This window comes from Labilibaculum euxinicum (genome assembly GCF_963678175.1).
GTDB classification, from domain to species: domain Bacteria; phylum Bacteroidota; class Bacteroidia; order Bacteroidales; family Marinifilaceae; genus Labilibaculum; species Labilibaculum euxinus.
In genome coordinates this window covers 3413834-3437114 of record NZ_OY782756.1, presented here as the reverse complement: position 1 = coordinate 3437114, position 23281 = coordinate 3413834, and the positions used below count along the sequence as shown (strand labels likewise).

The window sequence follows — 23281 nt, the reverse complement described above, 5'->3', positions numbered from 1 at the left end:
GAGTATTTAAGAATGGTATTTTATAGAGATTCAACCATTTTTCCTGATGCTTTTCAGGCGTTCCATATTCAGAATTTGTATGTTTTTCCCATTTAATGATATTACACCATCACTATTTAAATTGGCAAGTATCCGGGAAACGCTTTCTCTTGAATTACCGGTTAAGTCACCAAATTCCTGTCGGGAGAGAGGTAGTGAAAAATTTGGCTCGTCAAAAATATCTTCAGCAAAAAAGCAAAGAGCTTCGGCAATTCTTCCCTGGCTTTGCTTTTGCACTTGATTTACACAATGATCAAAATGCCCTAATTCATTCTTGCATAATTCGGTAATTATTTCGTAGGCAAAATCGCTGTTTGATGCAATAAAATCTTTAAAAGAGTCTAAACTAATAAAGCAAACTCTTGTTTCCATTAATGCTGTGGCAGAATAATGATTCACCTTATCTCCTAGGGTTGTAGGGATTCCAAGATAAATAGGTCCTTTAATAATCTTTAAAATCTGTTCTCTCTCAGGGCCGGTAATATGTATTTTCACCAATCCACTTTTTACAAAGATAATATTTGAAGAAAGAGCATTTTGTCTGAAAATAACGTCACCTTTTTGGAATTGTACATCTACGCAGCTTTCCTCAAGCATTTTTAGTTCTTTATCGTTTAAAAAATTTGAAGCGGACGACCTGTTGCTGCAAAATTTACATGATTTTTCATTCATAAATTATTCTTATCAGGATTAAAGAAATAATTATTTATTAATTGTTCTGATTTTGAGTCAAATATGTGTATTAAATATGTTTTTACTATGTTATAGTAATAAAACTAGATGTAAATATATAAATATTTCTATAATGTGATATGAATCACACTAAAATATATTTCACATCACGCCTTAAAAACCAGAAGGCATTTTTCCTCTCTATATATTTGCAATCAACACGAATTGAAAATCAAATGACAAATTAAAAATTGATTGTCAGAACTGTTCTTCTTGGTGGGGCAATTGTTCTGGATATATGTGATTTGATAATTGGTGTGCAGAAAAAGTCAAGACCAAACATTTGCTCAAAACTCAGATATAAGTTTATTAATATAATTCAAAACTAAAATGCAACAAGTAACAGAAATTCAGGCTGTTGATTTTCAAAAACAAATTGACACCCTTACTGCAAAGGTTTCCATGCTGGAAGGTATGAATCAAGATCAATTATCAATCGCGGTTGTATCAGGTGATTTTGATAAAATTTTGGCTGCTATGGTTATTTCTCTCGGAGCTGCTGCAATGGATACAGAAGTGAAATTATTCTTTTCATTTTGGGCCCTTGCCGCTTTACGTGATCCTAAAAAAACAGTTTCGGGAAAGAATTTTATTTCTAAAATGTTTGGCGTTATGCTTCCTAAAGGAAAGGAGAAATTGAAATTATCGAATATGAATATGTGCGGAATGGGACCACGAATGATCAAATCGATTATGAAAAAGCATGGTGTTCTTTCTTTGGAAGAAATGTTTAAACAAGCTGGTGACTTTGGTATTGAAATTACTATTTGCGAGATGTCGATGGATTTGATGGGAATAAAAAAAGAAGAATTGATTGATTATCCAAATATGCGTTTTGCAGGTGCTGTAACATTTGCCGGAGATATGGGTGAGAGCACATCACAGTTATTTATATAAAGAGAATTTTTTTAATTATTAAAATTTAAGATCATGACACAAGAAGAATTATTGGAAATAAAAGCAGATACATCTGTAGATGCACGTGGAACTTCATGTCCCGGACCACTATTAGCAGCTAAAAAAGCAATTGGAACTATTGATAAAGGTCAAATTATGGAGATTCTTTCTGCCGATGAAGGTACAAGAAATGATATTCCAAAATGGTGTAACAAAAAAGGGTTCGAATGTTTAGGAACACTGGAAGAATCAGGATTTTATAAAATTTATCTAAAAAAATAAAGATGGGAGCGGAAAAAGTAAATAAAAGCCCGAAGATTTTGGTTTTTTCAACAGAAAAAATCTCCGATCCGGCCATTGATATGGCGGGCTTATTGAAATTACATTATCCGCCTACTGTCTATACCATCACAGTTCCTTGCTCAAGTGGAATCAAATCAAAGTGGATTTTGCATGCCCTTGAGCAAGGGTTTGATGGTGTATTTATAGCTGCTGATGGAACCGACTGTCCATATGGTGAATCTTGTGTCGATAAAACCGGTCAGCTTGTAGGTGCAACTCAAGAACTTTTAAAGCAAAAAGGAATGGATCCAGCTCGTCTTAAAATGGCGGCCATATGTTCTGTGTGCAGTGAGCCATTCGTAAAACATGTAAAGAGTTTTACTAATTATTTAATGAATTCTTCAAATTAAGCAGAATGTCGGAAAAGAAAATATTAGAATATGATGTTCTTGTTGTAGGCGGTGGTATTTCTGGCGGAGAAGCGGCTCTGAATCTCGCAAATCTTAATTATAAGGTTTTGGTGGTTGAGAAAGACTTATCTCTGGGAGGAAAGATGATTGCACTTAGCAAGGTATTCCCAACTCTGGATTGTGCGGCTTGTATCACTACTCCTAAAGTATCTGAAATATCCAGACATCCCAATATTACGATCATGTTTAGTGCTGAGGCTAAGAAGATTGATAAGATTGGAGAACATAATTTTGAGGCTCATGTGCATCAAAAACCAAGATACGTAAATATCGAGGACTGTACAGCATGTCAATTGTGTGAGAAAGCATGTCCGGTTAGTGTAATAGACGAATATCAACAAGGTTTGGTGGGGCGTAAAGCTGCCTTTATTCCATTTAGTATTGCGAGTCCTCGTGCTGCAGCTATCGATATCATAAATTGCACTTTGTGCGGAGCATGTGAAAGAGTGTGCCCGACAGGATGTATTGATTTTACACAAACAGACAATGACTTTATTGTTAAAACCAAAGCCGTAGTTGTGGCTACCGGTTTTAACTTGTTTGATCCGCTTAAAATTCCACGTTACGGTTACGGAAAATATAAAAATGTAATTACTTCCATGCAAATGGAACGACAACTTGCTCCAACCAGACCCTTTAATAGCATTTTGAGACCTGGAGATGGAAAAATGCCGGATAATATCGCATATGTACTGTGTACAGGTTCACGCGATAAATCGGTAGGTAACCCAATTTGTTCCCAGGTATGTTGTATGTATTCCATAAAGCAAGGTCAATTGTTAATGGGATCGCTGCCAATGGCTGATGTGACCATTTATTACTTGCATATCAGAGCATTTGGAAAAGGTTTTAATGAGTTTTACGATCAGTCCAAAGACATGGGAGTAGAATTTATTAAAGGTAAAATTGGTAATATCACAGAGAAGGAAAACGGAAACTTAATTCTAAGATACGAAGATATTGAAGAAGGTAAGGTGAAGGAAGCAGAACACGATATGGTTGTACTTTCAGTAGGTGTGATGTCTAATTCTGAAATTTCTGATTCTTTCCAAGGTGAATCGTTACGATTAGATGATTATGGATTTATCAATCAAAATGATATTCTGGCCAGTCCAGCTGAAACCAGCATTGATGGCGTATTTGTTGCGGGTACAGCTACGGGTCCAATGGATATTCCTGATTCAATATTGTCAGCAGGTGCTGCTTCTGCAGAAACTACAAGCTATTTAAGGAGGGCATCGTTATGAAACGTCCATGCCAAGGATATTTTGACATACAGGAGGATGATTATTCCAGCATGGAAAGTTCCATATGGCAATTAACAAAGCAAATTATAATCATATGAAAAAGAAAATAGGTGTTTACGTATGTCATTGCGGAGGGAATATTTCAGATTACGTTGACGTGGAAAAGGTTCGGGCCGAGATTGAGAAGGATGAAAGCGTATTTTTATCGAAAACAACTATGTTTGCCTGTGCAGATTCCAACCAGAAGGATATGGTTACAGATATTGCAGAAAAGCAATTGGATGGTGCCGTTGTTGCTTCTTGTTCTCCCACATTACATTTACTTACATTTAGCGCTGTTGCTGAAAGAGCCGGGTTGAATAAATACAATTATATTCATGCAAATATCAGAGAACAAGCTTCCTGGGCTCATTCTGATGATAAAGTTGGGGCAACCGAGAAAGCAATTCAGATTGTAAAAGCGGCTGTTGCGAAAGTGAAGAGGTCGAATGCCCTTGAACCATTTCGGGTAGCTGCGACTAATACTGTAGCTGTTGTTGGTGCCGGTATTGCAGGTCTTCGTTCAGCAATCCAATTAGCCGAATCTGGAGCTCAGGTATATTTAATAGAACGTGAATTTTTTGTAGGGGGTAGAGTTGCTCAATGGGATGATTTGTTTGTGTCAAAAGAAACCGGTAAGGAGTTAATTACCCGTCTTTACGACAAAGCAATGAATCACAAAAATATTACATTGTTTACAGGAGCTGAAATTATTGAGAATAGCGGGAGTGTTGGAAATATCTCATTGAAGGTGAAAATTGCTCCTCGTCATATGAAATTGGATTGCAACGAGGGTAATTTAGGGAAAGCCATTGAAGTTTGTCCTGTAGTTGTTCCCGATAAATTTAACTTTAATATTACTACACGTAAGGCTATCTATCACAATTTTCCCGGTGAATATCCTCAACTTCCGGTAATCGACATAGAGAATTGTACCCACTGTGGAGAGTGTGAAAAAGTTTGCGAAAATGTTGATTTTAGTCAGAAGGATGAATTTCTAAATATTAAAGTTGGTTCTGTACTTCTTGCAACAGGTTTTGATCCATACGAGCCAAAAAATGACGAATTTGGTTATAAAACGATTGATAATGTTGTTACTCTTCCTCAATTTAAACGTTTGGTTCATTATTGCGATGATAAGCTTGTTTATAAAGGAAAAGAGGTTAAGAATGTCGCCTATATCTATTGTGTAGGCAGTCGTCAGGTTGACGGGGATAATAAATATTGCTCAAGGTATTGCTGCACAGCTACCATACATGCAGCAATCACTGCTAAAAAGAAATACAAAGATCTGTATAATTTCCATTTTAACAGAGGAATTAGAACCTATGGGAAACAGGAAGTTTTATACGATGAATCTTCTCGTTTGGGGGATATTTATTTGCAGTCATTTGAAAATCATCCACCGGTTGTGTCTAAGGAAGGTGACAAGACTATTGTTACTATTAACGATATTTTAACTGCCGATAAAACTTTGGAAGTGGAAGCTGATTTGGTGGTTTTGGTAACTGGTATGGTACCCCGCCAGGACAATTCAATTGGCAGTCTTCTGAAAATTCCCAGAGGAAGAGATAATTTCTTTAATGAAATTCACATGAAGCTGCGACCAGTTGAAACAGTAATTGATGGTGTAACCATTGCTGGTGCTTCTCAAGGGCCAAAGAATATTATGGAATCAATGAATTCATCTTTGGCTGCTGCAACCAAGTCTTTTTCATTAATTGCTTCGGGAGAACTTTCTCTATCACCTACTATTGCCAAAATTGATGTGGATAACTGCGGGTGGTGTGGTAAATGTGATGATGCATGTCCATTTAGTGCTTTAACAAAAACAGATGTTAATGGTAAGCTGGTTGCAGCTGTAAATGAATCTGTTTGTAAAGGGTGTGGAATGTGTATGCCTGTTTGTCCGTCCAATGCAATTGAATTGATTGGATATACTGACAATCAAATTGAAAGTATGATTGACGCTTTAGTATCAACCGATTAAAACTATTAATATGGAAGTTGAAAAAGGTAAAACCGCAAAATATCGGAAAGAAAAGAACCCTGTAGCCAAAGAGGTTATGGAGAACCTTAAATATTTTACAAAAACAAAAAAAATACTGATGGATGCTTTGAAAGAAGGGGATAAAACCGTTCCTCAACTATCCAAAGCACTAAATATACCTGGAGATGAGGTGTTGTATCAGTTGATGAGCTTGATGAAATACGGTTTTGTTGAAACAGGCGACCTTGATGATATGGACGAATATTTTTATTACAAAATAAAAGACAATGGCAAGGATAAATCCTAAATTCACAACTGAGTTGCAAAGCTATGGCGCTTTTGATACAAACGCATGTTATAATTGCGGGAATTGTACAGCTGTTTGCTCTTTGTCAGACGAAGACAACTCGTTTCCACGGAAAATGGTAAGATATAGTGTACTTGGTTTGGAAAATGAAATTCAAACTTCATTGGAACCTTGGTTGTGCTATTATTGTGGTGATTGCAGTGCAACGTGCCCACGTGAAGCAGAGCCAGGTGAATTAATGATGTCACTTCGCAGATACCTGACTTCAAAATATGATTGGACAGGGCTTTCAGGGATGCTGTATAAATCTCTAAGTACATCTGTTATTGCATTTGTTTTGTTGGCAGTAGGAGTAATTTGGTTTGCATCAAGTCTTAATTTTGAACCTGAATTATTATTGCATTACGGTCATTATTTTGAGATGTCGGCAATTGGTAGTGTTTTTCTACTGATTTTACTTCCGAATCTTATTCGTATGTGGAATATGGTAATCCGAAAACCAAAGGTGAATGTGTCATTCTCTGCTTATTTAAAATCATTTAGCGAACTGATTGTTCATATGTTTACCCAAAAAAGAACATTGGGTTGTGATGATAGTCAAACCCGTTGGTTTCAGCACTTAATCCTTGTAATTGGTTATTTATCATTGCTTTTCACAACAGTGTTTTTGGATTGGTTTGCAACCGACAGCAGTTTCATTCTGGTTTTGGGTTATCTCGAAAGTGCAGTTATTTTTTCAGTAACATTTATTTTCATGATTGGACGCCTTAACAAAAAAACGCAGGTGAGTAAAAATTCACATCCAAGCGACTGGTTTTTTGTAATCTGGCTATTTCTAATGGGATTGAGTGCTTTTGTTGTCCGTTTATTTATCGATTTAGATATTTTGGAGACTAATATTTGGATGTATTTAATTCATTTAACAGTTCTTGTACAGTGGGCCATTATTATAGTGCCATTTGGGAAGTGGACACATTTTTTATATCGTTCGTTTGCTATGTATTTTGAGAAATTAAAAAGCCTTTCGATATCTTAATTAAAATTGTTTTAACAGGGCAATATAATTAATGACTGTTGGCTAAGTAAAGTGTCCTTGGATCTGCTTTTCATTCACTTTACTTTTTAAATGACGGGAATTAATTTAATAGTCTTGCTAAAGAATTTCAAGTTCGAAAGAATATTGCGGCCTCAAATTAGTTTTCTGATTTGAGGCCATTTTTTTGTTGGTATCTGTTTTATTTATCTTTATGAAAGGTTAAATCAAGAAGTAAAAATATTTAATCATGAGAAGAAAACTTGATCAACATTTACTGGATTCAATGAGTAAGAATCTGGGAAATTGGCATGGACCATTTTATTGCAACCGAAAAGATCCACGATTAATTGTTCCAAAATACAATCCGATGTTGGGGTGGACTTTTAATTTTGCAAATCCATATGCGTATCTGATTGTGATTGCAATTGTGTTAATTATTGTAGGTTCTCAACTATTTTAGTTGTTCTACATCCATATAAATATCCTTACTCAAAAAGGTTATTCATAATTTTGGTAAATCAATTTTCTCGATGGAATTTGTTTTATATTTAGTTTTCTTAATTGGACACTTGATGATACGATTCCGGCGCTTTCTTATTTTTATCATATTTATATTTGCTACCACAGTCACGTTTGCCCTGTCGGGAGGAAAAACTGTTTCTGAACTTTTCTCGGAGGTAGAAATTACGAAAAAGGTAAAATTGCTGGGAGATAGATGCTGGAGTTTACGGGAAATTAATTCTGATTCTGCCATTATTCTTGGGCAACAGGCTTTGCAATTAGCTATTCAATATGATATAAAAAAAGAATTGCCAAGACTCTATGGGTTTATTGGAGTCGTTCAATTGCACTACTTATACAAAACGAAAGAATCAATTCCATACTTACATCGGGCTTTGGAGTATAGTCTGCAGCAAAAAGACTCAGTGCAGCTGGCTTATTCGTATAACAATTTAGGGGATTTATATTTTTTAACTGGAAATATACCGTTGGCCTTAAAATTTTCCGAATATTCATTGCAGATATTCAATATTCTTAATCATTCTGCGGGAAAATCATATGCCTACGTGAATATGGGTCTGGTACATCGTGAGAAGAAAGATTTTGATTTGGCATTGGAATATTTTGAAAAGGCAAAATTATTGTGGAAGGAGTTAGGAAATGAATTGGGGATGGGGTCGGTTACCTTGGAAATTGCACGGACTTACGAAGCAAAAGGAGATCTTGATGTTGCAATGAAATATTATCAGCAGTCTTATCAAAAAAGTCTGGGTTCAAATAATGTAAGATATGTTGCGTTTTGTCTGTCTGGAATGGCTAATATATTCTATCTGAAAAAGGAGTACGATAAAGCATTTGAATATTATCAGAAAGCATTAAAATTAAATCAGGAGCGCAGGCATAATTTTGGTTTGGTTGATGATTATATTGGTTTAGCTTTCATTTATGCTCATAAAAAGGAGCGGAATAAAGCAGAAATTGCTCTTCATAAGGCATTAGATATAGCCAATAAATTAGGCTTAAATAACAAAATCTTAAAAACACATAAAGCATTTGCTGAGCTTTATCAAATTGTTGATGATCAATCAAAAGCGATTGAGAGTTATAATCATTTTTCATTAACATATGATTCCATTCTTTCTATTCAGCAGTTTGAGATTGTTGAAGAGATGCAAAATAGATTTATGATTCGGCAAGCTTTATCAGAAACAGAGCAGGAATTGGAATCCCGAAAATTTCAAGAATCATATTTAGTAATCATTATCATTCTGATGTTGATAATTGCTGTTGTTCTTTATTGGCGCTATCAGTCACAGCGGAAATTGAACCTTCAGTTAGCCGAAATTAATCAGACAAAGGATAAATTATTCTCAGTAATTTCTCATGACTTGAAAAATCCTTTTAATTCTTTAATTGGATTTAGTGAATTATTGGTGGAAGAAAGCAGAGAAGGTGATTATCAAAATACGGAGATGTTTGCCGATTATATTCATCAATCATCAGTGGAAGGAATGAAGTTGTTAACCAATCTATTGGATTGGTCGAGATCACAAACAGGGGCTATTTCGTATTGCCCAACACCAATATCATTTGATCGCCTGTTTGATGAGTTAAACAGTTTTTTTGAATCAAAACTGCAACAGTATAAGATAAAGATTGAATTCGATAATTTAATTGAAGAAGAGGTTATGGCCGATCCTGATATTCTCCGAACAATTTTAAATAATTTAATTTCAAACGCCATTAAATACACAAATGAAGGAGGTTTGATTAGATTGGATGCGGCCAGAACAAAATCTCATGTTAACATTAAAGTAAAAGACAATGGCACTGGGATGTCGCAGGAAATTATGGATGGATTGTTTGATAATTTAAAAACAACAAATAGTACTCAAGGTCTGCACAAAGAACAGGGTACAGGTTTGGGCTTAAGTATTTGTTCCGAATTAATTCGAATTCACAAGGGAACAATTAAAGTCAAAAGCGAATTGGGAAAGGGAAGTACTTTCGAAATAGAGTTTCCTGGTTAAAAGAAAGAATCATTCATGATTAAATATTTCTTTCTTATCTCCCGATTCTATTTTTTACTACATTTCTATGTTTTGTGGCTGACTCGTAAGCCAATTGTACCAATAGCAGATAAAGAGAGAAACTGACGAGGCTTCATGGATACAGGTTAAGGTTTGGAGCCTTAAATGTATTAAAAAAAGAATTATTTCAGGATTTATGAAGTGGAATTATTTTAGTGTTGCAGTGAAGTATAGTATGTGTCAAGATGCTTATTTACAAGTGTCTGGGTGGGATACTATCTGTTTGATGTAAATACAATCGATTAAGCTATTTGGTGAAAATTGAATACCAATGTTGTTTTTTTTATAACTTGCATATGTAGTTTGTATTAATTCAACCTTAATATTGAGCTACAACGGACAAATAAAACCATGATGAAACAGTATAAAAGTTTAACTTTTCCTGCGCTTTTTTCGGAAACTGCAGCGAAATTCGGCAACTGTAATGCAATGGCCCTTGTTGGGCAAACTCCCTTTACTTATAACGAGGTTTATGCAAATATTCAAGCCTTACTTGCATTTTTTGAGAAGTTGGGAATTAAACCGGGTGATAAAATTGCTCTGTTGAGCACGAACATGCCTAATTGGGGAATGGCCTACTATGCAACAACTTTTATGGGTGCAGTTGTTGTTCCAATGTTACCTGATTTTAGTCAGTTTGAGATTGAAAATATTTTAAGCCATTCTGAAGCAAAAGCTGTTTTTGTTTCGACAGGTTTGCGTTCTAAAATTAAAAACCTTAAAATTGAAACCTTACAATCGATTATTGCAATTGAAGATTTCAATTTAATTCATACAAATGAATCTTCACCGAAATTTGATCTTTCTGAAAAACCAAAGCAGGATTATCAGGTTTGTGAGGATGATATGGCGGCAATTATTTATACGTCTGGAACAACAGGCAACTCTAAGGGTGTTATGTTGTCTCATAAAAATATCTGCTCCAATGCTATTCTGTCAAAAACAATCCATCCTATAGATGAAACGGACCGTTTTCTTTCAATTTTACCTTTGTCGCACACCTATGAAAATACTTTGGGATATGTGATTCCGATGATTGCCGGTTCCTGTATCTATTATTTAGGAAAAGCTCCCGTGCCTTCATTATTATTGTCAGCATTTAAAGAAGTACGGCCAACCATCATGTTTTCGGTTCCACTGATTATCGAGAAGATTTACAGGAGTAAAATTTTACCGTCGATTAATGGGAAAGCCGTTACCAAATATTTATATAAAATTCCGTTTTTCCGCAAGAAGCTGAATGCAATTGCCGGAAAAAAATTAATGGAAACCTTTGGTGGTAAATTAACCTTTTTTGGTATTGGCGGAGCTAAATTGAATTCTAAGGTTGAACTATTTTTGCGTGAAGCAAAATTTCCCTATGCAATTGGTTATGGATTAACAGAAACAGCACCATTAATTGCAGGATGTGGTCCGGCAATTACTAAATTTCAATCTACAGGGCCTGCTTTAGTCGGAGTTGAGCTGAAAATCAATAATCCAGACCCTGTTACTCAAATTGGAGAAGTATGGGCAAAGGGTGATAATGTGATGATGGGTTACTATAAAGAGCCCGAAAAAACCAAGGAGGTTTTAACCGAAGATGGTTGGTTTAAAACCGGCGACTTAGCAAAAATGGATAAAGACAATTATTTATATATCGAAGGTCGATTGAAAAATATGATTGTTGGATCAAGTGGAGAAAACATTTATCCGGAAGAAATAGAATCGGTAATCAATAACTTTAAACATGTAATAGAGTCTGTAGTTATTGAACAGAAAGGAAAATTGGTTGCAATGGTTCATTTTAATTATGAGGAATTGGAACAACAATATCAACATCTTAAAAAAGAGGTGGGAAATTATGTCGATGACACTGTTGATGAGTTAATGCAGGAATTACAGGTTTATGTGAATTCACGTGTAAATAAATTTTCGCAGGTTCAGTTAGTGATCGCCCAAATTGATCCATTTCAAAAAACGGCAACGCATAAAATAAAGCGGTTTCTATACCATTAGAAACAAAAAAGACTAAACTTCACCCCAAATGTTATACCTAACATTTGGGGTGTTTTTTTATATCTGAAAATTTCTTGTTCTTTATGTTTTTAGACAGAAATAAGATCTTACTGTGTTTGTTATTTGCATGATAATCAGCGTTTAGTAGTGGGTGGTTTGCTTTGGTTTTTACATTCATAAAATAGATTGTTAGTATCTTGAATTAATATTGATACATTTGTTTCGCGATTTGGCAATATCATATCCCTTGATCTGATATTAAAGAGGGAATCCGGTTTGAGTCCGGAACTGTACCCGCAGCTGTAATCTCTATCCCAAACTCTGTTGCATGATGTCACTGTATCTTATGGAAGATATGGGAAGGCGCAACAAGAGGGAGAAAGTCAGAAAACCTGCCAAAAAGCAATTTTGTTTAATCGACACTTTCGGGACTAAAAGTAAGATTATGAAGAAAATTACTAAATCTATGCCTGCGGGGCATATTATGCTTGGTTCATTATTTCGGAACCAAATTTTCAAATTCAGATCAGTTACAGATGACTCTCTGTTCATCTCGTTTGTTGCTAAAGCAAACAGGTTGATGATCATATTAATTAAAGAAGTAAAGACTGAAAAACGTCATTTGCAAAATTTTAATTTTTGGAGTCAATTTCTATTCCCAATTAATACAATTTGATAATTCAACTTGTTTTTCACAACAGGTTAGAATTGATGTGCTCATAATTAAAGGCAAACATAGGTTTGAATCCTTTAAAATCAATATAATATGATACGCGAAAGAGGTAAAGTAAGCATTGTTGGAGCTGGGCCAGGTGATCCGGAATTAATTACACTGAAGGCAATCAGAGCCATTGAAAATGCAGAAGTTGTTTTATACGATTATTTGGTAAACAAGGAATTGCTAGGATATTGCAAACCTGATTGTCAGATTGTTTACGTTGGTAAAAAGAACAAACAACACACCTATCCTCAGGAGGAAATTAATAAAATGCTGATTGAGTTTGGCTTATCGGGAAAAAAAATTGCTCGTTTAAAAGGTGGTGACCCATTCGTTTTCGGACGGGGAGCTGAAGAAATACTTGGTTTGCAGGAGCATGACATTGAATTTGAGGTGATTCCGGGAATTACAGCTGGGGTTGCGGTTCCCGGAGCAGCAGGTATTCCTGTCACATTAAGAAATGTGGCTTCTTCAGTAGCTTTTTTCACAGGACATCAGTGCGAAAATCACAAAACAGAAATTCAGTGGGATAAGATTGCGGCGGGAATTGATACTCTGGTTTTCTATATGGGGGTGACTCAGGCTCCACGAATTGTTCGTAATCTGATGGCAAATGGCAGGAAACCGGAAACACCGGTTGCAATGATTCGTTGGGGAACTTTGCCGGAACAGGAAGTAATGAAAGGAACTTTAGAAAATATTGTGGCAAAGATGGAACAGCACGACTTTAAGCCACCGGCAATTTTTATTGTTGGGGAGGTAGTTGCTTATTCAGAACAATTATCACCATTGATTAATCAAATGGCCAAAACAGAAATTTGATAGCTATGAACAGAAAAGGAATTTTATTATGTGGGCATGGAACCCGCAAAGAAAGGGGAGCGAAAGCATTTCAAGAGTTTGCGGAGCGATTTGCATCTCAAACTACGCATTATGAGGTTGAATTTGGATTTTTGGAGCTTTCGGAGCCGGATTTTGAAACAGGAGTAAAACGATTGGTTGAAAAAGGTGTGACAGAGATTATTGCTGTTCCAGTATTTCTTTTTACCGGAGTACATATGGAAAGAGATATTCCTTACGCTCTAAAAAGCTTTCAGGAAAAATATAAGGTGAAAATTCAGTTGGCCAATTACATCGGAACATGCAATGAAATGGTTGAGTATGGAGTGCAGCTAATAAATGAAACTCTTGAAGCTAAGGATTGGAAGAGCGACGAGACTGCATTCCTTGGATTAGGTATTGGAGCTTCCAAAGCTGAGGCTAATGGAGATTTGGCGAAAATGACCCGATTAATTCAGGAAAAATACAAGTATCCATTTGCCATTAATGCTTACACAAGCAGCATGACTTATCCGGCATTGCCTGTGGTATTGGATTGGTTGAAGGTTTTGCCGTTCAAAAATATTATGATGTTACCATTTGTATTCTTTCCAGGAGTTTATATGGATAAAGCATACGAGATAATGGAACATTTTGCAAAAGAAAACCCGGATAAGAACATCGAAATTGCACCTCTGTTAGGTGATGCAAATGGATTGTTTGAGGTATTAAATGCAAGATTACAGGAAGTGTTGGATGGAAAAGTTGATCTAATAATGAGTACTGATTTAACTGGAGTAAAACCACATCATCATCACGGACACGATCACGGGCATTGTCACGGACAAAGTCATGATCAAGGACATCATCATCATCATTAATTCTAATACGAGATAAAAGATATGAGCGGAAAAGTGTTTGGAGTGGCCTTAGGCCCTGGAGATCCTGAGTTAATTACGGTGAAAGCTTTGAACTGTTTGAAGAAATCAGAGAAGATTTACTATCCGGCAACGCAATCATCAAAAGGGAATCAGGATAGTTTTTCATTGGTGATTTTGAAACAACTGGGTGTAGAAGAGAACAAGTTTGTTCCGATTACAGTACCGATGAGCAAGGATCGATCGGCGGCAGAAAAAGCATATGCAGATTTGTTTCTGAAAGTGCAGAAGGATGTTGGAGAGGGCAAACAGGTAGTAGTGGTGAGCGAAGGAGATATTTCATTTTTCAGTACTTTTTCCTATTTACTTGAAGATTTCAGGAAGAATAGTGTCGATTTTGAGATGATTCCGGGAGTTCCGGCTTTTATTTTGGGAGGATCAGCAGGAAAACTGGCATTGGCAACTCAGAACGATAAATTATTAATCGCTCCAGACATAGAGGATGAAGAGGAACTGAAATCTCTGCTGGAGCAGAACCAAACTGTCGTTTTGATGAAGTTATCAATGGTTCGTGATTGGATTAAAGTATTCATTCAAAATAGTGATCTGAAGTTCTTTTACGGTGAATATTTAGGAACTCAAAAGCAGTTTACCTGCACCGATATGGAAAGTCTGAAGGACAGGAAAATTCCATACTTCGCCATTTTAATTTTTTACGGAAATAAATAATATATCATGCCAAATAGATTAGGAAAAATAACCGTTGCAGGCCTTGGACCAGGAAGTCCGGATCTGTTTTTAAATCCGGCAATAGATGCAATAAGAGAAGCCGATGTGGTGATCGGATACAAATATTATTTTCAGTTCATAGAATCATTCCTGAAAAAAGGAACAGAATGCATGGATACGGGAATGCGTCAGGAAGTGCAGCGCGCCGAAAAGGCATTTGAATTGGCTGAAACAGGGAAAGATGTTGTTGTGATCAGCTCTGGCGATGCCGGCATTTACGGAATGGCATCGCTTGTTTTCGAGATGGCTGAGAAAACACAATCGAAAGTAGAGCTAAAAGTTATACCCGGGATTTCTGCTTTTCAGGCTGTGGCTGCAAAATTGGGTGCACCGTTAAGTCACGATTTAGTCATTCTTTCCTTGTCGGATTTACTCACCAGTTATGCTTTGATCGAGAAGAGAATAAAGGCAGCTGCGATGGGCGATTTCGTAACTGCAATTTACAATCCGAAAAGCAATAAAAGATATTGGCAATTGTATCGCTTACGGGAACTGTTTTTGGAAGAACGAGAAGAAACAACACCAGTTGCCATTGTGCGCCAGGTGGCTCGTGCCGAGGAACAAATTACTTTGACAAACCTACGCGATTTTGATCCTGAAATGGTAGACATGTTTTCGCTGGTGATTGTTGGGAATTCGCAAAGCTATATTTCAGGTGATCGGTTTATTACACCACGTGGATACTACAGTAAAGAAGAACAGGAGGGAAGACCGGGTCCTTTGATTATGCAGGAAAGCTTTCGAACAATTGCTGCAGAATTGAAAGAAATGGATTTACCCTTGGAAACAAAATGGATTCTTTTGCATTGCATTCATACTTCGGCAGACTTTGAATTGCCTGAGATTTTGAAAGTACAGAACAATGCAGCTCCAAAATTGAATGAATACCTCCAAAAAGGAGGTGTAATTATTACTGATGTTACTATGGTTCAGTCGGGAATTCGCAAAAAAGCCTGCGAGAGAATGGGCGTTGAGATCAAATGTTATTTGCACGATCCCCGCACCATGGAATTGTCCGTAAAACATGGTATCACCCGCACTCAGGCGGGAATTCGTTTGGCAGTAGAGGAGCATCCCGACGCTTTGTATGTATTTGGAAATGCGCCAACAGCATTGATTGAATTAACTGACTTAATGAGAAGTAAAAACATTCAGCCAGCCGGGATTATAGCGGCTCCGGTTGGATTTGTGAATGTAAAAGAATCAAAACACAGAGTGAAGAGTTTTACAGATTTACCCGCTGTTATTATTGAAGGACGAAAAGGTGGTTCTACCTTGGCTGCAACCATTGTGAATGCCATTTTAAGCTTGGAAGATGCTTACGATTTAAAACCCGGAAGAGATGTTTAATTTTTACATCATTGGCATACCAGACCGAATGGAAGTAAGTCTATCTGATGAGGTGAAGGAGGTGCTGCAAAATCATCACTATTTCTCGGGAGGAAAGCGCCACAGAAATTTGGTTGCTTCTTATTTGCCTGAAAATTCCAAATGGATTGATGTTGTTATTCCATTGGAGGGAACCTTTCTGGTTTACGAGCAGATAGATGAACCCATTGTGGTGATTGCATCCGGAGATCCACTATTTTTTGGTATCGGTAACACGATCAAGTGCCGTTTTCCGGATACAAAAATAAAGGTTTACCCTTATTTCAACAGTTTGCAGTTGCTGGCACATGAGTTTCAATTGGCATATGGCGAAATGACAATTTGCACCCTGACCGGAAGAAATTGGGTGAATTTGGATCAGGAGTTGATTCGCGGTAAAAAATGCATTGGTGTTCTTACCGATAAGAGAAAAACACCGGCCACAATTGCCGCAAGAATGCTGGATGCCGGTTTCGACAATTACAAGATGATTGTAGGTTCAAAACTGGGAGGAGAAGAACAATATTGTACAGAAATTTCATTTCATGAGGTTGTTGGTAAGGACTTTGCTCATCCAAATTGTTTGATTCTAATTCAGGAGAGGGAGATCAAACGGACATTGGGCATTCACGAGGCTGATTTTCACATTCTGGAAGGCAGGCCAAAGATGATAACCAAGCGAAGCATCCGATTGAATTCCATTTCATTTTTGGAATTGAATAATGCAAAACACCTTTGGGATGTAGGATATTGCACGGGTTCGGTTTCTATTGAAGCCAAGCAGTTTGCCCCGCATTTGCAGGTGACTGCTTTTGAACGCAGAGAAGAATCGAAAGAGCTTTTGAAGCTGAATCAACGAAAATTTTGCGTGCCTGGAATAGATGGCATTCACGGTGATTTTTTCAATATTGATTTGTCTGCAATTCAAAGTCCGGATCGGATCTTTATTGGCGGGCACGGAGGTAAATTAAACGAAATGATGAATCGGTTGTGTGCTGTTTTGCACGATGATGGGATCATTGTTTTTAATGCGGTTAGCGAAGCAACAAAGCTGGATTTTCTGAGGGCAGCAAAAGAGCTTCAAATGGAGATTACCGATCAGATGATTATACAGCAGGATGATCATAACCCGATTGTAATATTTCAGGCTAAAAAAAGGAATTTACCACAAAGGGAAACGAAGGATAGCACGAAGTAACACAAAGAAAATAATTAAGAAAAAGCTATTGGCGACAGGCTAATAGCTAAAAGAAAAAATACATGAGCAATACATTCATCATTATCAATAACAGTTTTGCTATAGCAACTGCCGAACGCATTGCTGCAAAAATGGAAGGAAGTACGATTGTTTCTGTTGCCGGATATCCGGGCAGCAATAAAATTTCTTCTTTACCGGATTTTCTTTCAGAATCTTTTCAGGTTGCCGATTTGCTGATTTTTATTGGAGCTATGGGCATTTGCGTAAGAAGTATTGCTCCTTTTATACAGAATAAAGCGATAGATCCGGCAGTAATCAATATGGATTTGCACGGGAAATATGTGCAGTCGGTTTTGTCGGGACACAAAGGTGGTGCGAATGAGTACGCTCAGCAAATTGCTGAAATCACCAATGGAACGGCGATAATTACAACAGCAAGTGATACATTGGAGGTATGGCCATTGGATATATTCGGCAAAAAATATAACTGGACGAATGAATATCAGAATGTTTCTGAGAACGATTTGATTGCTGCCTTTGTAAATCAGAAGAAAACAGCATTACTTTTAGAGGTGAAAAACGGGGGGACGCAAAGCTTGCAGGATTCCTGTCCTGATTTTGTGGAGGTTTTCTATCAATTTGATCAGATTAAACAGGAAGATTTTGATTTGCTGATAGCTGTGACTCCCGCTTTGTACGAAACAAATATTCCAAGTTTGTTTTTCCGCCCTAAGTGCATCGTGGTTGGTACCGGTGCACAAAAAGGAATTGGAGTAGAAGCTTTTGAAAATGAATTAAGATCCCGGTTTGAGGCAAACCGCTTGGCTTTTGCATCCTTAAAAAGCATTCACAGTATCACTGTAAAGGCCAACGAAGAGGCTTATAAACAATTCAGCGAAACAACTAATTTATCCTTCATTACTTATTCTTCCGAAGAATTAAATGAGAAGGAAGGTGAAGTTTCCTATTCTGCGGCAGCGCATCGTGAAGTGGGAGCTGTAAATGTATCCGAGGCATCGGCACTAATTGCGAGTGGTGCGAAAGCCTTGATCCAAACCAAAAGCAAGCATGTTGATGCAAATGGAAAGCATTTTACTTTGGCTCTGGCAATGGATGCAAAACAGGAGCGGAAAGGGGAGATTTTTATTGTTGGTGCGGGGCCTGGGGCACCCGATTTAATTTCCGTTCGAGGCAAGAGTCTTTTGAAAAGAGCTGATTTGATTTTATATGCCGGAAGTTTGGTGCCAAGGGAATTAACCGATTACGGAAAAGCTTCCTGTGTGATACGGAACTCCGCAGATTTAACTCTCGAAGAGCAGTTTGATGTGATGAAGGAACATTACGACGGAGGAGGATTGGTTGTGCGTTTGCATACAGGTGATCCATGTATTTATGGTGCCATTCAGGAGCAAATGAACTTTTTTGATCAGCACAAAATGGATTATGAAATTGTTCCGGGTATTTCATCCTTTCAGGCTGCCGCTGCACGTTTAAAATCTCAATTTACAATTCCAGAAAAGGTTCAATCAATTATTCTGACCCGCGGAGAAGGCCGGACACCGATGCCGCCAAGAGAACAATTGGCCGAGTTCGCAAAATTCCAAAGCACGATCTGTCTGTTTTTAAGTGTGACATTGGTGGATAAACTGCAGGCTGATTTACTGGTAGGATATCCGGAAAACACACCGGTGGCTATCTGTCACAAACTAACCTGGAAAGAGGAGAAGATTTGGAGAGGTGAGTTGAAAGATCTGGCAAAAATTGTGAAGGAAAACAAACTATCCTTAACGGTGATGATTGTGGTTGGTGAAGCCATTGGAAACCGCAAAAACAGATCATTATTATACGATCCTAAATTTACACACGGCTGCAGAAAGGGAATTGATAATTAATAAGCAGTATCAATTCAGATTACGATATGGGAATTATTTGCCCTGAAAGGGCGGAAGAAGTTAGCACAGGGCAACGCCTTGTGTAAAAAAGGCAAATTATAAGTTTAGCCCTGAAAGGGCGAAAGAGAGAAAATAAATTGCAATGAAAATATTATTATTCGGGGGAACAACAGAGGGGAAAGCAACATCTAATTGGTTGGATGATTTGGAAATTTCGCATTTCTATTCGACAAAAACGAGTTCTGGAAATTATGAATCCAGATTCGGACAGAGAATTTGTGGTGCGATGAATGTGGAAGAGATTTGTACCTTTTGTTTGGAAAATGAAATTGATTTACTGATAGATGCAGCACATCCTTTTGCAGAAGTCTTGCATCACAGTATTGTGGATGCAGCAAATCAAGCGGCTTTGCCTGTTGTTAGAGTAGAGCGCGATGCAGTACCCCGAATTGACAGCAAATGGATACGATATCACCACAGTCTTGTATCCGTCTTAATGGATTTACAGTCACAAAAGTATGCAAAAATACTTTCCATGGTTGGCGTAAAAGCCTTACCGGTGATTCATAAAATCGTGCCAAATGCCAATATTTGGTATCGGATTCTTGATTTTCCTTCTTCACTGGAAATTGCCCAAAAGGCAGGTGTTGAAATGGAAAAGGTTATTGTTTCGGATGCATTTGATGGAATGGAATCCATTGAAAATTTATTGGTTGATGAGGGAATTGAAGCCATGATTACGAAAGAGAGTGGCTACTCGGGTTTGTTGGATCAGAAAATGGATTTGGCGGTAAAACATCAAATTCCATTGTACGTGATTGCCCGACCCGACTTACCCAACTACGATGAGACGATAAGTAATCGGGAAAGGCTGCAGAAATATTTGAAGAATCGGTTTGGATTGGAGCGAAAAGAATTGGCTCATGGTTTTACTTCGGGGACTTGTGCTGCAATAGCTGCGAAAGCAGCCTTAAAATTACTCTTAGGAGAAGAATTGCAGCTAAAAGAGCGCATTGCTTTGCCCGATGGTGGAATTTGTGAAATGCAATTGCATCAGAACAGATTCATGGAAGATTTTGCTTTGTGTTCGGTGGTGAAAAACTCCGGCGACGATCCGGATATTACTGACGGAATGGAAATTGGCGCCTGCCTGAGGTGGAATGATGCGAATTGCATTCGTTTTGTGAAAGGGGAAGGAGTGGGAACGGTTACTTTAAATGGTTTGGGAATTCCCTTGGGCGAACCGGCAGTAAATCCTGTTCCCCGAAAGATGATTGCATTCGAATTGGAACAAATTCTGGAAGAGTATGATATTAATAGAGGTATTGATGTTTCGGTATTTGTGCCCGTAGGTAAAAAACTGGGAGCGAAGACTTTTAATCCCAAGCTGGGAATTGTTGATGGCATTTCCATCATCGGAACTACCGGAAGAATTAAGCCTTATTCTTTGGAAGCTTATGTGCAAACCATTCAAAAACAGTTGAACTTGGCTGTGCTGAACGGGAACAAGCACATTGTGGTAAATTCGGGAGGAAGAAGCGAACGATATCTGAAAGAGAAGTTTCCTGATTTGGCTGATTTGGCTTTCCTGCAATATGGGAATTTTATTGGCGAAATGCTGCAAACAATTAATGCTTCGGGTGCCGAAAAAGTAAGCATGGGAATCATGACTGGCAAAGCAGTGAAACTGGCTACCGGACATCTGGATACACACAGCAGTAAGGTTGTTTTAGATCATGATTTTTTGATGGGATTGGCAAGAGATTGCAGTTATTCCGAAGAGATTATTCAACAAATTGGAGAAATTAAAATGGCGCGGGAACTGGAAGAATTAGTTCCATTTATGGGAGATGAACCATTTTTTAAAGCTGTAAAATTTAAATGTGAAGAAGTTTGTAAGAAAGTTATTACAGACTGCAGTTTCGAGCTTCTTTTAATCAGCAACAATGGAGTTATTATTTAGACTTATGAATTTCAAAAAGAATGATTAAAACAGGAATAGGCAGGAAACAGTATTTAAGATTCTGTAATAACTACTACATACTAAATTAAATATGAGAAAAAAACTATTTGTACTACTTGCGTTTTTACTTCCTTTTCAGGGATTTAGCATGCATATAATGGAAGGCTATCTACCGGCAGGCTGGTCTGTTTTTTGGACCGTGGTTTATTTGCCATTTTTTGTTTGGGGTGTAAAGGTGATTCAGAAAATAGTAATAAAACATCCTGAACTAAAAATGCTTTTGGCATTGGCGGCGGCTTTTGCCTTTGTATTGTCGGCATTAAAATTGCCATCGGTTACCGGCAGCAGTTCGCATCCTACCGGTGTTGGTTTGGGCGCATTGTTGTTTGGCCCGATTGTAATGAGTGTGTTGGGTGTTTTGGTTCTTATTTTTCAGGTGTTGCTGTTGGCGCATGGCGGTATTACCACTTTGGGTGCTAATGCATTTTCGATGGCATTGGCCGGTCCGGTGGTAACATTTGGTATTTATAAATTGTGCGCCAAATTGAAATGCAACCGCTCTGTTTCCATTTTTTTAGCTGCATGTCTGGGCGATTTAACTACCTATACAGTTACGGCCTTGCAGTTAGCCCTGGCCCATCCCGATACGCATACCGGTGTAGCCGGAGCTTTTGTGAAATTTGCATCTATTTTTAGCTTAACGCAAATTCCAATTGCTGTTGTTGAAGGATTAATCACTGTTTTGGTGATGAATATTCTGATTAAAAATGTACCGGATTGGGAAGGAATAAAACTGAATTTTCAAGCTCCTAAATTGTAAGCATATGTTGAAATTTGTTCTTAAGAATCAAAATAAATTCCTGTTTTTGGCAATAATTGCCATTCTAATTGGTGTTTTTGTTTACGTTGGTGATTCTGAATTTGGAGGTGCCGACGGACATGCCGAAGAATATATTACAGAAGCCAATCCTGATTACAAACCGTGGTTTTCGAATATTTGGGAGCCACCGGGAGCCGAAATTGAAAGTTTACTATTTGCGCTGCAGGCGGCTTTTGGAGCTGGGATTGTTTGTTATGTATTAGGATATTATAGAGGGAAGAAGGCAGTTAAAAGGCTCAGATAACAATTAGAAATTAATAATTATTGTTAGTGCAAGGAATTGCCAATAAGCGAAGGGATGGATTTTTTACTAATTACTCATTACTAATTTTTAATCCAAATAAGTGTTTATAAGCGAACAATACATACTAAGAAAACCGATATTCGGATTGTACAGCATGGAAAAGTTTATTCTTTTTATGGTGCTTCTTAATTGTGCTTTGCTTTCCGGGAATTTGTATATGCATTTGTTTCTGATATCATTGATTTCAATTGGCTTTTTAACTCATGGAATTGACCTGATAAAACTGCTTCGTTTAATTGCCTTGCCTTTTGGATTTATTGTATTGGGAAGTATTTCAATCGCTTTTTCTCTGCATGCCGATCCCGAAAACAGTCTGTTTTACTTCGATAGCATGGGATTGTGTATTGGTTTGGAAACAGCAGGATTGCACAAGGCTTTGGATTTGTTTTTTAAGGCAATGGCGGCTGTAATGGCTCTAAATTACCTAATTCTTTCCTGTTCCCTGTCAGAACTTAACGATATAGGACGAAAATTGAAAATCCCTTTGATTTTGCGCGAATTATTTGTCTTAACCTATCGTTACATTTCATTGCTTTTTACTTTTACAGGTCAGGTTCACATTGCGCAGCGAAATCGTCTGGGTTATGCCAGGCGAAAACAATCCATTTCATCGGTAGGGATGTTGTTTTCCTCTGTTTTTATCAAAAGTCTTCTATTTTCGGATCGGAGTCTGGAAGCGCTTCAGTCAAGAGGTTATCACGGCGAATTTTATTTTCGGCAGCAAAAGGAAGTCTTGAGATTAAAACAGGTTTTATCGATGTTGGTATTTGGAATCCTGTTACTTTTTCTTGATAATTATTCAAACTTGTTCGATCTGATTTCTCACATCTAAAATCTCATATCT

22 protein-coding genes and 1 riboswitch are annotated in these 23281 nt (G+C 37.4%); of the genes, 21 read left to right on the top strand and 1 reads right to left on the bottom strand.

The features are described from left to right. Positions 1-30: 30 nt before the first annotated feature. The gene (locus tag ACY0M5_RS13720) at positions 31-636 is read right to left on the bottom strand and encodes a Crp/Fnr family transcriptional regulator (protein ID WP_461629530.1); all 606 of its coding nucleotides are present in this window, start codon (positions 634-636) and stop codon (positions 31-33) included. Positions 637-1101: 465 nt separating this feature from the next. On the opposite strand from ACY0M5_RS13720, the gene ACY0M5_RS13715 reads away from it, so the two are divergent. From ACY0M5_RS13715 to cbiQ, 21 genes are all read left to right on the top strand, one after another. Further along, positions 1102-1668, top strand: a complete 567-nt coding sequence (locus ACY0M5_RS13715; RefSeq protein ID WP_197092789.1) for a DsrE/DsrF/DrsH-like family protein — start codon at positions 1102-1104, stop codon at positions 1666-1668. 33 nt (positions 1669-1701) lie between these two features. Beyond that, positions 1702-1950 (top strand): sulfurtransferase TusA family protein, encoded by a 249-nt coding sequence (locus ACY0M5_RS13710; RefSeq protein WP_124994216.1) that lies wholly within the window; start codon positions 1702-1704, stop codon positions 1948-1950. A 2-nt stretch (positions 1951-1952) separates the two neighbouring features. Beyond that, the gene (locus ACY0M5_RS13705; RefSeq protein ID WP_124994215.1) at positions 1953-2360 is read left to right on the top strand and encodes a hydrogenase iron-sulfur subunit; all 408 of its coding nucleotides are present in this window, start codon (positions 1953-1955) and stop codon (positions 2358-2360) included. A 5-nt stretch (positions 2361-2365) separates the two neighbouring features. After that, on the top strand, positions 2366-3667 hold the full coding sequence (locus ACY0M5_RS13700) for an FAD-dependent oxidoreductase (RefSeq protein ID WP_461629529.1): 1302 nt from the start codon (positions 2366-2368) through the stop codon (positions 3665-3667). A gap of 94 nt (positions 3668-3761) precedes the next feature. Then, positions 3762-5696, top strand: a complete 1935-nt coding sequence (locus ACY0M5_RS13695; RefSeq protein WP_461629528.1) for a 4Fe-4S binding protein — start codon at positions 3762-3764, stop codon at positions 5694-5696. A gap of 10 nt (positions 5697-5706) precedes the next feature. Further along, positions 5707-6003 carry a helix-turn-helix domain-containing protein gene (locus ACY0M5_RS13690; protein WP_124994212.1) on the top strand — a complete coding sequence of 99 codons (297 nt, stop codon included), beginning with the start codon at positions 5707-5709 and terminating at the stop codon, positions 6001-6003. Next, the gene (locus tag ACY0M5_RS13685; protein WP_156196430.1) at positions 5984-7039 is read left to right on the top strand and encodes a 4Fe-4S dicluster domain-containing protein; all 1056 of its coding nucleotides are present in this window, start codon (positions 5984-5986) and stop codon (positions 7037-7039) included. Before ACY0M5_RS13690 ends, ACY0M5_RS13685 begins: the two co-directional genes overlap by 20 nt. A 247-nt stretch (positions 7040-7286) precedes the next feature. Next, complete coding sequence (locus ACY0M5_RS13680; RefSeq protein WP_124994210.1) at positions 7287-7499, top strand: DUF5808 domain-containing protein; 213 nt, start codon at positions 7287-7289, stop codon at positions 7497-7499. A 112-nt stretch (positions 7500-7611) separates the two neighbouring features. Then, positions 7612-9570, top strand: coding sequence for a tetratricopeptide repeat-containing sensor histidine kinase (locus ACY0M5_RS13675; RefSeq protein WP_461629527.1), 1959 nt, complete (start codon positions 7612-7614; stop codon positions 9568-9570). A 414-nt stretch (positions 9571-9984) separates the two neighbouring features. Further along, the gene (locus ACY0M5_RS13670; RefSeq protein ID WP_191991645.1) at positions 9985-11628 is read left to right on the top strand and encodes an AMP-binding protein; all 1644 of its coding nucleotides are present in this window, start codon (positions 9985-9987) and stop codon (positions 11626-11628) included. Positions 11629-11841: 213 nt separating this feature from the next. After that, positions 11842-12042, top strand: a riboswitch (cobalamin riboswitch). A 31-nt stretch (positions 12043-12073) separates the two neighbouring features. Further along, complete coding sequence (locus ACY0M5_RS13665) at positions 12074-12304, top strand: hypothetical protein (protein WP_461629526.1); 231 nt, start codon at positions 12074-12076, stop codon at positions 12302-12304. 90 nt (positions 12305-12394) lie between these two features. Continuing rightward, positions 12395-13168, top strand: a complete 774-nt coding sequence (gene cobA, locus ACY0M5_RS13660) for a uroporphyrinogen-III C-methyltransferase (protein WP_461629525.1) — start codon at positions 12395-12397, stop codon at positions 13166-13168. 5 nt (positions 13169-13173) lie between these two features. Next, positions 13174-14046 (top strand): sirohydrochlorin chelatase, encoded by an 873-nt coding sequence (locus tag ACY0M5_RS13655; protein WP_461629524.1) that lies wholly within the window; start codon positions 13174-13176, stop codon positions 14044-14046. Positions 14047-14067: 21 nt separating this feature from the next. After that, positions 14068-14772: a precorrin-2 C(20)-methyltransferase gene (cobI, locus tag ACY0M5_RS13650; protein WP_156196434.1), complete on the top strand. Its 705-nt coding sequence runs from the start codon at positions 14068-14070 to the stop codon at positions 14770-14772. Between the two features lie 6 nt (positions 14773-14778). Beyond that, entirely contained in the window at positions 14779-16182 is a 1404-nt protein-coding gene (cobJ, locus tag ACY0M5_RS13645) for a precorrin-3B C(17)-methyltransferase (protein ID WP_461629523.1), read from the top strand. Then, the gene (gene cbiE / locus ACY0M5_RS13640) at positions 16175-17398 is read left to right on the top strand and encodes a precorrin-6y C5,15-methyltransferase (decarboxylating) subunit CbiE (protein ID WP_461629522.1); all 1224 of its coding nucleotides are present in this window, start codon (positions 16175-16177) and stop codon (positions 17396-17398) included. The genes cobJ and cbiE overlap by 8 nt, the downstream gene beginning before the upstream one ends. Positions 17399-17460: 62 nt before the next feature. Further along, positions 17461-19290 carry a precorrin-4 C(11)-methyltransferase gene (cobM, locus tag ACY0M5_RS13635; RefSeq protein WP_461629521.1) on the top strand — a complete coding sequence of 610 codons (1830 nt, stop codon included), beginning with the start codon at positions 17461-17463 and terminating at the stop codon, positions 19288-19290. 142 nt (positions 19291-19432) lie between these two features. After that, the gene (gene cbiD, locus ACY0M5_RS13630) at positions 19433-21253 is read left to right on the top strand and encodes a cobalt-precorrin-5B (C(1))-methyltransferase CbiD (protein WP_461629520.1); all 1821 of its coding nucleotides are present in this window, start codon (positions 19433-19435) and stop codon (positions 21251-21253) included. A gap of 91 nt (positions 21254-21344) precedes the next feature. Next, a complete protein-coding gene (locus tag ACY0M5_RS13625; protein ID WP_461629519.1) occupies positions 21345-22073 on the top strand; it encodes an energy-coupling factor ABC transporter permease in 729 nt (242 codons plus the stop codon). Between the two features lie 4 nt (positions 22074-22077). Next, positions 22078-22377, top strand: coding sequence for an energy-coupling factor ABC transporter substrate-binding protein (locus ACY0M5_RS13620; protein ID WP_461629518.1), 300 nt, complete (start codon positions 22078-22080; stop codon positions 22375-22377). Positions 22378-22531: 154 nt separating this feature from the next. Then, positions 22532-23269, top strand: coding sequence for a cobalt ECF transporter T component CbiQ (cbiQ, locus tag ACY0M5_RS13615; protein ID WP_461629517.1), 738 nt, complete (start codon positions 22532-22534; stop codon positions 23267-23269). Positions 23270-23281: the final 12 nt, after the last annotated feature.